This is a genomic window from Streptomyces sp. R11, assembly GCF_041051905.1.
Lineage (GTDB): Bacteria > Actinomycetota > Actinomycetes > Streptomycetales > Streptomycetaceae > Streptomyces.
Window position 1 is genome coordinate 1,238,419 of sequence record NZ_CP163432.1, and the last position, 13,606, is coordinate 1,252,024.

A 13,606-nucleotide genomic window follows, 5' to 3' on the forward strand; every position below is an offset into this window, starting at 1 on the left:
TCGTCGCACCGACCAGCCCGGCTCACCCGGTGATTCCGAGCGCGGCACAGGCGGAGCGGAGCCTGGGCGTCGTGCAGATCTCCTGGCTGGTGTAGAGGCCTCCGTCGACGAGGGTCTGCTTGACGTTGGCGGCCGTCACCGCTTTCGGAGTGAGCAGGATCGACGGGATGTCCTGGTGCGTGGGACTGTCGGTGGTCGTCGTCGAGACCTCGTCGGCCCCCTCTCCGTTGCCGAGGGCGACGGCCATGGCGGCGGCCGCGGCGGCCTCCTTCTCGAACGGCTTGTACACCGTCATGTACTGCTCGCCGGCGACGATGCGCCGCACGGCCTCGAGGTCGGCGTCCTGCCCGGTGATCGGGGGAGGTTTGCGGACACCGGCCTTCTTGAAGGCGGAGACGACACCTGCGGCGATGGCGTCGTTGGCCGCGACGACACCGCTGATGCGGTCCGCCCCCAGGGCGGAGATGGCCGCGGTCATGTTGGCGTGGGCGTTCTCCTGGCTCCAGCCCACCGTGTCGTACGACCTGGCGATCTTGGCCTTGCCCGCGATGACGGACAGCGCGCCCTTGCGGAACCAGGCCGCGTTGGCGCTGCTCGGATCGCCGTTCATCATCACGACTGTTCGGCCGTTGCCCCTCTCCCGCATGGCCTTGAGGATCGCCTCGCCCTGCAGCCTGCCGACCTGATCGCCGTCGAAGCTGACGAAGCCGGAGATCGGGCCCTCGGCGAGCCGGTCGTACGCGACGACCGGGACACCCGCCCTGCGCGCCTCCATGATCGGGGAGCGCAGCGCCTTGCTGTCGGCGGGGTCGAGGATCAGGACCTTTACCCCCTTGGTGATCATGGAGATCATCTGTTCCCGCTGCCGCGCCGCGTCGTTCTCGGCGTTGGCGTACGCCATGGTGCAGTCGGGGCAGAGCTGCCTGAGGTGCTGCTCGATCAGCGGCTTGTCGGACTGCTCCCAGCGGGGTGTCACCCGGTTCGGGAGCAGCAGGCCGACCGTGAAAGTGTCCCCGCCGGCCTCGTCGTCCCCACTGCCGCAGGCGGCCAGGGGCACCGCAAGCAGTCCCGCGACGAGTGCCGCGACGAGGTGCAGCGTACGGGTCCTCATGGCAGCTCGCCTCGTTCCGAAGAGAGGCCCGACTCGGCGGGAGCGGGCCCGCGCCGCGGCACGGTGACCTCGCTCCACACCTGCTTCCCGCCGGCCACCGGCACCGAGCCGAAGGAGTCCGACACCGCTTCGACGAGCAGCAGGCCACGGCCGCCGGTCGACTCCCAGTCCACGATCACCGGCTTGGCGGGCGCTCGCGGCGAGGCATCGCTCACGCTGACCCGTACCCGGTCGCCGCGCAGCATCAGGTCGAGGGTGACCGATCCCTGAGTGTGCACCAGGGCGTTGGTGACCAGTTCGGACACTACGAGCAGCACCGCGTCGGCGGCTTCCTGGACGTGCCACTTGCGCAGGGTGCGCGCGGTGAAGCGGCGGGCGTGCATGACCGCGTCGGGCAGCCGCCACACCACCCAGCTGGACCGGATCGGCCGGGTCCGCATGCCGTCGTAGCGCAGCAGCAGCAGCGCCACGTCGTCCTCGCGCCGGCCGATGTCGCCGAGCAGCGCGTCGGCCATCCGTGCCGGGTCCGCGGGGTCGGCCGCGGCGAGGGCGCCGCGTGTCCGCTCCATGCCGACGTCCAGGGGCAGATCGGCGGCCTCGACCAAGCCGTCGGTGACCAGGGCGAGCACCGAGCCCGGGGTCAGTGCGACCGCGGTCATGGGGAAGTCCGCCTCGGCAAGGATGCCCAGTGGCGGCCCGCCCTCGACCTGCACCTCCTCGGTGCCGCCGTCAGGGTGGCGCAGCAGCGGTGACAGGTGCCCGGCCCGCACGAACAGGGTGTTGCCCTCCTCCATGTCCAGTTCGACATAGCAGCAGGTGGCGAACAGGTCGGTCTCCATGCCGACCAGGAGGCGGTTGGCGTGGGAGACGACCACATCGGGCGGGTGGCCCTCCACGGCGTACGCCCTGACCGCCGTACGCATCTGGCCCATGATCGTCGCGGCGGCGGCGCTGTGCCCCTGCACATCGCCGATGACCAGCGCCACCCGGTCCTGGGACAGGGCGATGACGTCGTACCAGTCACCGCCCACCTGGAGGCCGCGCCTGGCGGGCAGATAGCGGGCGACGGCCGTTCCGCCGGGCAGTTCGGGCAGGCGACGGGGCAGCAGGCTGCGCTGCAGCATGGTCGCGAGTTCCTGCTCGGCGTCGTAGGCGTGGGCCCGCTTGAGGGCCTGCCCGATCAACGCCGCGGTGGCGGTCAGCAGGGACCGCTCCTCGGGGATGAACTCGTGCGGCTGGTCCCAGCCGACCAGGCACACGCCGGTGACCCGGCCCTTGGCCGGGAGCGGCAGGACGGCCAGGCCGCCGGCACCGATGCCCGCGAGTCCGGGTTCGAGGGCCGAGCCCGCCGGCCACAGATCCATCCGGCCGTCCTGCAGGGCCATCTGCAGGGTGGGCAGGGCGCCGACCGGCGCGTCGGGCCACTCGGAACGCCACTGGGCCCGCCACAGATCCGGCCAGGCGTCGGGCTGCGGCGGGTCGAGCAGCGTCACGACGAGCCGGTTCTCGCGCACATCGGCGAGCGCCACCCGGTCGGCGCCGAGGGGCTCACGCAGCGCGGTGACCGCCACCCGGCCGACGTCACGGACCGTCGCGGCGTCGTCGAGTGCCGCGGTCAGCCACTGGATCCGGGAGACGTCGTCGGCGCTGCGGCTCTTGACCGAGGTGGCCGTCACCACGCCCAGCACCTGCTCCGGCCGGTCGTCGGTGTGCGGTACGACCCGGCAGATCAGGCTCAGCCAGCGCATCTCGCCGGTGGGGCAGCGGACCCGGAACTCCAGCTCCCGGCGGCCGGACGTCTGGGCGGACGGCTCCAGGACCGACATCAGCGCGGGCATGTCCTCGGGGAGGGCGTGTGCGAGGAGGGTGTCCGCCTTGCCGCCGAAGTCGTCCGCGGTCGTGCCGACCAGTTCGAGCAGGGTCCCGTCCGCCTCGATCAGCCCGGTGTCCGGCTCCAGTACGAAGGAGCCGACGCGCAGGCTCCGCAGGGCACGGCTCGGCAGGCCCGAGGCCACGGGCCGGCCGGACTCGGCCTGCAGCAGACCCGCGAGCGCGTCGGCGTACCGCTCCAGGAAGCGCTGTTGCCCGGCGTCGAAGCCGTCCGCGGAGGCCCCCACGACAACCAGGCAGCCCAGCCGGATGCCTTCCCTCTCCAGTGGCAGCGCGCCGAGCGACGCCGTCCTCGCTCGCGGCGGGGTGGGGGCGCCCACCGGGTAGGAGGCCAGGGCCGCGGCATTCAGCCACAGCGGACGGTCGGTGCGGAAGGCGTGCGCGGCGGCCGATCCGCCCGACAGGGCGAGCCGCTCCGGCAGCCGGTACTCGGGAGCGGCGCCACCGGCTGTCTCCAGCAGCTGAAGTTCGCCGTCGCCGGCGTTGGGCACGTAGACGGCCGCCAGCGCCGCTCCGGCGAACGTCAGGGCCCGGTCGCTCGTGGCGGCCTGCTGCCCCGTTGGCGGTGAACCGGTGTCTGCGGTGCCGACCTCGGATGCCCCCGGGGCCGAAACTCCGGTCCGGGCACGGCCGTCATGAGGCATGTCCGCAACCAACCTCCCGTCCGTGCCGGAGGTGCCGGAGGAGATCGGGGCACCTCCAGCCGCCCCGGTCGCTCCCCCACCAGAATCGCATACATGGATGAGCCGGACATATCTGCCTCATTGCTCTAGGTCGTCATCATCGCTCTCGGTCGTCAGCATCGCTCTCGGTCAACTTCATCGCTCTCAGTCCTCCGACGGCCGACCGCCGACCGCGCGGCACGGCGCATCCACCACCCGACGGGACGCCTTCGCTGCGTTCGCAGATCACCGCGGCCGGTGTCAGACTGACGACTGAGAAGGCCAGGTGTCGCCATGCTCGATGCGGCTGCCGTCGCTGCAGGACCGGCCGGGTTGAGCCACCGCCGCGCCGGGGTCGGTGAAGGCGCGCCGCACTGGCCGCACGCCTCGGCCCCGTGGACCCGCACCCCCGACACGGCGGTGCACGCGCACCGCTCCCTCCGCACTCGCCACGCAGGCCGAACCCCGGACACCCGTTGACGGCCGGTCACGGGCGCCGCCTCGTCACGCAAGGTGAAGCACAAGGGAGATCTCTCGCATGAAGGCCCGCATACGGGACGCGGTTGTCGCCATGACCGCCGTGTCCACGGCCGTCGCCCTCGCGGCCTGCGGGGCGGACGGCGGGAGCGACGGCGCGGAGAGCAGCGAGCCGGTGATCGGTGTGCTCCTGCCGGACGCCACCACGGCCCGTTGGGAGACCCAGGACAAACCGCTGCTGAACAAGGAGATCAAGAAACGGTGCGCGGAGTGCGCGGTCGATATGACCAACGCCAAGGGCGATGTGGCCCTGCAGCAGGAGCAGATGAACTCGATGATCACCAAGGGAGTCGATGCCATCCTGCTGGTGCCGCTGGACGCCAGGTCGCTCGCCGCCTCGGTCCGGAAGGCGGATGAGGCAGGCATCCCCGTCATCGCCTACGACCGTCTCGCCGAGGGCCCGATCTCAGGTCACGTCTCCTTCGACGGCGAGGAGGTCGGCAGGCTCCAGGGCAGAGCCCTGCTGACGGCCATGGGCGACGAGGTCCCCGGCGCCCAGATCGTCATGATGAACGGCGATCCCATCGACCCCAACGCGGTGTTGTTCCGGAAGGGCGCGTTGGACGTGCTCATGGGGAAGGTGAAGATCGGCAAGTCGTACGACACCCTCCAGTGGCGGCCCGAGACCGCCAACCTGAACATGTCCGGCGCCATCGCCGCCCTCGGCGTCGGGAACATCCAGGGTGTGTACGCCGCGAACGACGGCCTCGCCTCCGGCAGCATCTCCGCCCTCAAGGCGAACAAGGTGGAACCGCTGCCCCCGGTCACCGGGCAGGACGCCGAGCTCGGAGCCGTGCGGCGCATCGTCGGCGGCGATCAGTACATGACCGTCTACAAGCCCTTCGAGCCCGAGGCCGCGGCCGGCGCCGCCCTGGTCGTGGCCGCGGCGCGCGGGGAGAACCTCGACCGGGTGGCCAAGGACGAGGTGACGACGCGCGGTGGGCGGACGGTCCCCGCGGTCATGCTCACCCCCATATCCGTCACCGCCGACAACATCAAGGACACCTTGGTGAAGGACGGGGTGTACACGGTCCAGCAGATCTGCACCCCTCAACTCGGCGCCGCATGCGATGCGGTCGGGCTGACCTGACCACCGGTTCGCCCCCGGCCGGACCCACGGGAAGGAGATCGTCTCCGTGTCCGCTCCCCCACTGCTGGCGTTGCACGGCGTGTGCAAGCGCTACGGCGCCGTCGAGGTCCTCGAGGACATCGACCTGGAGATTCACGCGGGCCAGGTCGTCGCCCTCCTCGGCGACAACGGAGCCGGCAAGTCCACTCTGGTCAAGGTGATCTCCGGCGTCACCCCCGCGGACAGGGGCGTCATCGAGTGGGAGGGCCGTACGGTCCACATCAGGCGTCCCAAGGACGCCCGGGACCTCGGCATCGCCACCGTCTTCCAGGACCTCGCGCTGTGCGGGAACCTCGACGTCGTCGGCAACCTGTTCCTCGGACGGGAGATCCGCAGGTTCGGGTTCCTCGACGAGATGGAGATGGAGCGCCGCACCCTCCAGCTGCTGGAGCCGCTGACCAAGGGCGTCCCCGAGCTGCGTGCCCCCGTCGTGTCCCTGTCCAGCGGTCAGCGGCAGACGGTCGCGATAGCCCGCTCGCTCCTGGGCGATCCACGGCTTCTCCTGCTGGACGAACCGACCGCGGCCCTGGGACTCCAGCAGACCACCGAGGTCATGGACCTCGTCGACCAGCTGCGCGACCGCGGCCTGGGTGTCCTTCTCATCAGCCACAACATGGGCGACGTCAAGGCGCTCGCGGACCGGGCCGCCGTACTGCGGCTGGGCCGCAACAACGGCTTCTTCGACGTGAACACGGCGTCCCAGGAGCAGATCATCTCCTCCATCACCGGGGCGACGGAGAACGCGCCCCGCCGGCAGGCCCACCAGGAGGCGGGATGGTGAAAGGGACGCGCGACATGGCGGACAGCCCTCAGACCGAAGCCGCCGCACCCGCCACCGAGGCCCGTCAGGCCCACCGCGGGCAGGCCGCTGCCCGTGCCATCGAGAGCTGGATGGCCTTCTCGCGGCGCAAGCTCAGGGCCGGGGAGCTGGGCTCGGTCCCGGTCGTCGTCGTGCTCGCCGTCGTGTGGATCACCTTCCAGTCCCTCAACGAGAACTTCCTCTCCCCCCGGAACCTGTCCAATCTCAGCGTGGACATCGTGGGCACGGGCCTCATCGCGGTCGGCATCGTCTTCGTGCTCCTGCTCGGGGAGCTCGACCTGTCCGTCGGCTCGATCAGCGGGCTCGCGGCGGCCATCTTCGCCGTGCTGAACGTGAACAACGGCGTGCCCGAATGGCTCGCCCTCATCATCGCGGTCCTCGCCGGCATGGCGGCGGGAACCGTGCAGGGCTACTCCTTCGCCAGAACCCGGGTACCGGCGTTCGTCGTCACGCTCGCGGGGCTGCTCACCTGGAACGGCCTCATGCTCTACATCCTGGGCACCAGCGGCACGATCAACCTCGACGAGAACGGGCTCGTCGCCAAGCTGACCAGCTACTACTTCACCAATGACGCCGTCGCCTACGGCATCGCTGCGGTCGCAGTGGGCCTCGTCTTCCTCGTGTCCTACCAGGACAGACGGCGCCGCGTGGCCGCGCGGATGCCGCACCGCTCGTTGCAGGTCATCGCGCTACGTGCCGGAGGGCTCGCGGTGATCGCGTTCGCCGCCGCGTACCTGCTCAACCGCTTCCAGGGTCTGCCGCTCGCCCTGCTGATCTTCCTGGTTGTGGTGGCCGGCCTCGACATCGTCCTGCGCCGCACGCACTACGGACGGCAGGTCTACGCCCTCGGCGGCGGGGTCGAGGCGGCCCGCCGCGCCAGCCTCCGCGTGACGCGGGTGCAGACGGCGGTGCTCGCGGTCTCGGGCACGATGGCCGCGATCGGCGGCCTGTTCCTGGCCTCGCGCATCACCTCGGTGAGCCAGAGTTCGGGCTCGGGAGTGCTGCTGCTCAACGCCATCGCGGCGGCCGTCATCGGCGGCACCAGCCTGTTCGGCGGCCGTGGCTCCACCTGGTCCGCGGTGCTCGGCATGCTCGTCATCCAGTCGATCGCGTCGGGCATGGCGATCACGGACACCCCCGCCGCCGTCCAGTTCATGATCACGGGTGGGGTGCTCTTCGCCGCCGTGGTCATCGACGCACTGTCGCGACGGTCGCAAGAGGCACATGGGCGCGCTTGACCCCGCCGAGGGGACCGCGCTGTCGCGGCGGGTGCCGCCCTGCGCAAAGGCGCCTTTGTCCCTCCCACGGGATGCTGGACGGGGGCGACCGACGAGGACGGCCGGGAGGTGATGGCGATGTGGGCCGTCAACCCGATGGACGGCGACTCCGTGCTGGCGACCTTCGGCGCCCTCGGGGTCCTCGCGGTGATCTTCGCGGAGTCGGGTCTGCTGGTGGTCGGCTTCTTCCTGCCCGGCGACACACTGCTGATCCCGGCGGGCGTGCTGTGCGCGGCGAGCGCCGACCAGCCGGCGGGGCTGGTGCTGTGGCAGGTGCTGCTGTGCGCGGCGGTCGGCGCCGTGGCCGGAGGCCAGGTCGGCTATCTGCTCGGGCGGCACGGCGGGCGGACGTTCCTGGCCCGCACCTCGAAACGGCGCGTCCGGGAGACGGCGGAGCGGGCGGAGAAGCTCCTGGCCCGGTACGGCTACGGCAAGGCCCTGGTGATCGGCCGTTTCATCCCGATGGTGCGGACCGTCCTGCACCCGGCGGCCGGTGCGCTCGGCGTACCCGTAAGGACCTTCACCGTCTGGCAGATCGTCGGCGGCCTGCTCTGGTCGCAGAGTCTCGTCCTCGCCGGATACCTCCTGGGGGCCTCCGTCCCCGACATCGACGACTACCTGCTGCCGATGGTCGCCCTCGTCGTCGTGATCTCCCTGCTGCCCCTGGTTCCCCTGCTGACCGAGGCCCGCCGGGCGAGGCGCGATCGCTGACCGGCCACCGCTCGACCGAGGCTCAGCCCCAACACGCCCCCGATACCCGCCTCCTGACCCCGCGCGGATCCCTTGTTCGACCAGTCGGACATCGTTCGAAAACTCTTGACGCTGCACCACACGCCGATTGACACTCTCGCAACACGACGTCACACAGCCGAAACGGCAGGGTGCCCATGGCCGCGGCCCCGCCATGCCTCAGCAGGGAATCCACATGCCGTACATCGCACGCGTCCGTGTCCGCGCGAGACGCCTGGCGGACCAACTCGCCGGGCTGACCGCGGCGTCACTGTTGCTGGGCCTCACCGCACCCGCCCTTCCCGCGCAGGCGGCGGAGACGACCGGGGCGACGGAGATCACTGACGGTCTCGCCCTCTGGTACAAGCTCGACGCCACCTCAGGCAGCACGGTGACGGACGCCTCCGGCAACGGCCGCACCGGCACGGTCAGCGGCACCGCCGACTGGTCGGGCACCGGTCAGGGCCTCGCCTTCAACGGCTCGGACACCTACCTCAAGGTGCCGAACGACGTGATGAAGGGCATGGCCGCGATCACCGTCTCGCTGGACGTGCAGATCGACTCCGCGCAGAGCACGCCGTACTTCCTCTACGGCTTCGGCAACTCCAGCGGCGGCAGCGGGAACGGCTACCTGTTCACCACCGGCAACTCCTTCCGGACGTCCGTCGCGACCGGCAACTGGTCGACGGAGCAGACCACCCGGCCCGCCGACTCGCACAATCTGACCCGCTCGGTGTGGAAGCACGTCACCTACACCCAGACCGGCAGCACCGGCGTGCTGTACGAGGACGGCGTCGAGGTCGGCCGCAACACCTCGGTCACCATCACCCCCGGCGCCATCGGCTCCGGCACCACCACCGCCAACTACATCGGCAAGTCGGTCTACTCCGACGACAAGCTCTTCAAGGGCCGGATCCGCGACTTCCGCGTCTACGACCGCGCCCTCGCCGGCTCCGAGGTCGAGCAACTCGCCCTCCCCGTCGCCACACAGGGCGTCGCCGACGACACGGCCGCGCTGAGCCTCGGTGACACCGACGCCGTCACCGCCGACCTCGACCTGCCGAGGACCGGGACGGTCGGCGGCTCCGCGATCAGCTGGACCAGCGACAACCCCGGCGTCGTGTCCGGTTCCGGCGCGGTGACCCGCCCCGCCGCCGGTGAACCGGCCGCCCACGCCACCCTCACGGCGACCCTGAAGAAGGGCACGGTGACCGACACCAGGTCCTTCGACATCACGGTGCTCCCCGCCTTCGACGACCGGACCTCCGCCGAGCAGGCCGCCGAGGCCCTCATCGTCCACAACCTCGACGACGTACGCGGCAACCTCACCCTCCCGGCGACCGGTTCCTACGGCACCGACGTCACCTGGGCCTCCGCGAAGCCGGACGTAGTCTCCGCCGACGGCCTGGTCCACCGCCCCGCGCACGGCGCCGGCGCCACCACCGTCGCGCTCACCGCAACCGTCACCAAGGGCGAGGCGAAGGCGACCCGCACGTTCACCGCGAACGTGCCCGAGCTGCCGAAGCAGGAGGCCCTCAAGGGCTACATGTTCAGCTACTTCACCGGCGAGGGCACGGCCGACGGCGAGCACCTCTACGCGGCCCTGAGCAAGGGCAACGACCCGCTGCACTGGCGGGAGTTGAACGACGGCAAGCCCGTCCTGACGTCCACGCTGGGTGAGAAGGGCCTGCGCGACCCGTTCATCATCCGCTCCCCCGAGGGCGACAAGTTCTACCAGATCGCCACCGACCTGAGGATCTACGGCAACGGCGACTGGGACGCCGCCCAGCGCACCGGCAGCAAGTCCATCATGGTGTGGGAGTCCACCGACCTCGTCCACTGGACGAACCAGCGCCTCGTCAAGGTCTCGCCGGACAGTGCGGGCAACACCTGGGCGCCGGAGGCGTTCTACGACGCGCAGCGCGGTGAGTACGTCGTCTTCTGGGCGTCGAAGCTGTACGACAACGAGGCGCACTCCGGCGACACGTACAACCGGATGATGTACGCGACCACCCGCGACTTCCACACCTTCAGCGAGCCCAAGGTCTGGATCGACCGCGGCTACTCCGTCATCGACTCCACGGTGATCCGGCACGACGGAACGTACTTCCGTCTCTCCAAGGACGAGCGGAACAACTCCTCCTCGACCCCCAACAGCAAGTTCATCTTCGAGGAGAAGAGCGACTCGCTCCTGAACCCGTCCTGGGACGCCGTCGCCGAGGGCATCGGCAAGGGTGCGATGAACGCCGCCGAGGGGCCGCTGGTGTTCAAGTCGAACACCGAGGACAAGTGGTACGCGTTCCTCGACGAGTTCGGCGGTCGCGGCTACGTCCCCTTCGAGACGACCGACCTCGCCTCCGGTACCTGGACCCCGTCCACCGGCTACGACCTCCCGGCCAAGCCCCGCCACGGCACGGTGCTTCCGGTCACCCAGGCCGAGTACGACCGTCTGCTGCGCGCCTACCAGCCCGACCAGCTCGTCGAGAGCGTCGAAGCCGTGAAGGTGAGGACCAGAACCGGGCAAGCTCCCGTCCTGCCCGCCACCGTCATCGCCGGCTATGCCGACGGCGTCGAGCGTCCCGTCTCCGTCAGCTGGGAGGACGTCCCGGAGTCGAAGTACGCGCAGGCCGGCACCTTCACGGTGACGGGCAGCCTGCCGGACGGCGCCGCGCTCCCGGCCCGCGCCGAGGTCACGGTGTCGGAGGAGGGCCCGGACGTCCCGGCCGACCTGCTCCTGCACTACGACTTCGACGAGACCGGCGGCAGGATCGCCCGTGACTCCAGCGGCCACGGCCACCACGGCACCTACGTCCGTACGCCCGACTTCGGCTCGGGCGTGCACGGCGGCTCGTTCAAGATGTCCGGCGGATCGAGCAGTTCGACCACCTCGCCGTACGTCCGCATCCCGAACGGGGTGCTGAAGAACGCCGACAGCGTGACCGTCTCGACATACGCGAAGTGGAAGGGCGGTGACAGCTTCCAGTGGCTGTTCGGCCTCGGGCCCGACAGCGACAAGTACCTCTTCGCCACCCCCTCCAACGGCGGCTCCAGCCTCTACTCGGCGATCACCAAGGCGAGTTGGTCCGCGGAGTCGAAGCTGACGGCGGGCTCGCAGCTCACGCCGGGCGAGTGGCGGCACGTCACCGTCACCCTCGACGGCCCGACCGGCACGATGGTCCTCTACGTGGACGGCATCGAGGCGGCCCGCACGACGACCACCGTCAAGCCGTCCGAGCTGTACGACGCGAACAAGGACCACAGCGGCTACATCGGCAGGTCCCTGTACGCGGCCGACCCGTACTTCGGCGGCGAGGTCGACGACTTCCGCGTCTACGACCGGGCCCTCACCGCAGCGCAGGTCATGGAGCTCAGCGGCAACACCGCGGGTATCGCGAAGGTGACGGCCCCGGCGCTGAAGGTCGACGCGCTCGTCGACAACTCCGGCAGCACGATCACGCTGCCGATGAAGGAGGGCACCGATCTCACCGCCCTCGCCCCGGAGTTCACCCTGGCCCACGGCGCCGCGATCAGTCCCGCCTCCGGCAGCGTCCAGGACTTCAGCAAGCCGGTGACGTACGAGGTGACGGGCTCCGACGGCAAGAAGCGCACCTGGTCGGTCTCGGCGCTCGTCATGAGGAGCCCGGTGCTGCCCGGTCTCAACGCCGACCCGAACATCGTCCGCTTCGGCGACACCTTCTACCTGTACCCGACGACCGACGGCTTCGAGGGCTGGAGCGGTACGCAGTTCAAGGCGTACTCCTCCACCGATCTGGTCCACTGGAAGGACCACGGCGTCATCCTCGACCTCGGCCCGGACGTGTCCTGGGCGGACAGCAGAGCCTGGGCGCCGACGATCGCCGAGAAGGACGGGAAGTACTACTTCTACTACTGCGCCGACGCCAACATCGGTGTCGCGGTGTCCGACTCGCCGACCGGGCCGTTCAAGGACGCGCTGGGCAAGCCGCTGCTCAAGGCGGGCGACCACCGGGGCCAGATGATCGACCCGGCCGTGTTCACGGACGACGACGGCCGGTCGTACCTCTACTGGGGCAACGGCCGCGCGTACGTCGCGCCGCTCAACGACGACATGACCTCCATCGACACCTCGAAGGTCACGGACATCACGCCGAGCGGCTACAACGAGGGCACCTTCGTCATCAAGCGTGACGGCACCTACTACTTCATGTGGTCGGAGAACGACACCCGCGACGAGAACTACCGCGTCGCCTACGCCACCGGCCCCTCGCCCACCGGCCCCTGGACCAAGCACGGCGCGATCCTGGAGAAGGACCTCTCCCTCGGCATCAAGGGCCCCGGCCACCACTCGGTCGTACACGTCCCGAACACCGACGACTGGTACATCGCCTACCACCGTTTCGCGATCCCCGGCGGTGACGGTACGCACCGCGAAACGACCGTCGACAAGCTGGAGTTCGACGCAGACGGCCTGATCAAGAAGGTCGTGCCCACCCTGACCGGCATCGACCCGGTGACCGTCGTCCACGCCGGTCCGGACGGCAACGGCAAGGAGGGCGCCGACATCGCGCTGAACGGCTCGGTCTCCGGCGCGGCCGCCCCGAAGTGGACGGTGGCGGAGGAAGCTCCCTGCACGCTCGCCGACGCCACGGCCGCCCGGACCACGCTCACCTGCTCGGACGACGGCACCTACAAGGTCACCCTGACGGGCGGCCGCAGCAGCGACACCGCCGCCGTGACCGTCGCCAACGCGGCCCCCACGATCACCTCGACGACCGGCCCCACCGCCGCCGTGCCGACCGGCAGGCGAACCGTCGTGACCGCCGCCTTCGGCGACCCCGGCGCCCGGGACACCCACACCTGCACCGTCGACTGGAAGGACGGCACCCAACCGACGACCGGCACCGTCGCCGGCACCACCTGCCGGGCCCAGCACACCTACACCAAGGCCGGCATCCACCGCCCGGTGATCACGGTCGAGGACGACGACGGCGCGACGGACAGCGCCACGCTCCCCGAGCTGATCATCTACGACCGCACCGCGGGCCCCGCCCTCGGCACCGGCGTGATCGCCTCCCCGACCGGCGCCTACCCGGCCGAGCCGACCCTGACCGGCAAGGCGGCCTTCTCCTTCGGCGTCACCTACGCCCACCCGAGGGGCACCACGGCCCCCACCGGCAAGGCTGCCTTCGACTTCGGCCCGGCAAAGCTGAAGTTCCGCTCCACGGCCTCCGACTGGCTCGTGATCACCGGTGACCAGGCGGTCTACCAGGGTTCCGGCACCGTCAACGGCGACGTCGGCTACGCCTTCCGCATCACCGCCACCGACGGCCCGGACACCTTCCGCATCCGGATCTGGAAGAAGTCCGCCGGCGACGTCCTCTACGACAACACCACCGCCACGAAGCCCACGGGCTTCATCTCCTTGGGCACTGGTCGCCGCTAGCCCCTGCCGGCACCATCACCCGTGCACTG

Annotated in this window: 7 protein-coding genes; 5 read left to right on the forward strand and 2 right to left on the reverse strand. The window is 70.4% G+C overall.

Annotated elements, in window-relative coordinates; all coding sequences use genetic code 11:
* Positions 1–22: 22 nt before the first annotated feature.
* Together AB5J55_RS05635 and AB5J55_RS05640 are read right to left on the reverse strand one after the other, a co-directional pair.
* Positions 23–1,111 carry a sugar ABC transporter substrate-binding protein gene (locus tag AB5J55_RS05635; protein ID WP_369269593.1) on the reverse strand — a complete coding sequence of 363 codons (1,089 nt, stop codon included), beginning with the start codon at positions 1,109–1,111 and terminating at the stop codon, positions 23–25.
* Positions 1,108–3,645, reverse strand: a complete 2,538-nt coding sequence (locus tag AB5J55_RS05640; protein WP_369269594.1) for a SpoIIE family protein phosphatase — start codon at positions 3,643–3,645, stop codon at positions 1,108–1,110. The genes AB5J55_RS05635 and AB5J55_RS05640 overlap by 4 nt, the downstream gene beginning before the upstream one ends.
* Positions 3,646–4,201: 556 nt before the next feature.
* Here AB5J55_RS05640 and AB5J55_RS05645 point away from each other — a divergent pair.
* From AB5J55_RS05645 to AB5J55_RS05665, 5 genes are all read left to right on the forward strand, one after another.
* Positions 4,202–5,290 (forward strand): sugar ABC transporter substrate-binding protein, encoded by a 1,089-nt coding sequence (locus AB5J55_RS05645; protein ID WP_369269595.1) that lies wholly within the window; start codon positions 4,202–4,204, stop codon positions 5,288–5,290.
* A gap of 46 nt (positions 5,291–5,336) precedes the next feature.
* On the forward strand, positions 5,337–6,110 hold the full coding sequence (locus tag AB5J55_RS05650; protein WP_369269596.1) for an ATP-binding cassette domain-containing protein: 774 nt from the start codon (positions 5,337–5,339) through the stop codon (positions 6,108–6,110).
* A gap of 110 nt (positions 6,111–6,220) precedes the next feature.
* Positions 6,221–7,387, forward strand: coding sequence for a sugar ABC transporter permease (locus AB5J55_RS05655; protein ID WP_369276104.1), 1,167 nt, complete (start codon positions 6,221–6,223; stop codon positions 7,385–7,387).
* 117 nt (positions 7,388–7,504) lie between these two features.
* Complete coding sequence (locus tag AB5J55_RS05660; RefSeq protein ID WP_369276105.1) at positions 7,505–8,137, forward strand: DedA family protein; 633 nt, start codon at positions 7,505–7,507, stop codon at positions 8,135–8,137.
* Positions 8,138–8,351: 214 nt separating this feature from the next.
* A complete protein-coding gene (locus AB5J55_RS05665; RefSeq protein WP_369269597.1) occupies positions 8,352–13,577 on the forward strand; it encodes a family 43 glycosylhydrolase in 5,226 nt (1,741 codons plus the stop codon).
* The last annotated feature ends 29 nt before the right edge of the window (positions 13,578–13,606 follow it).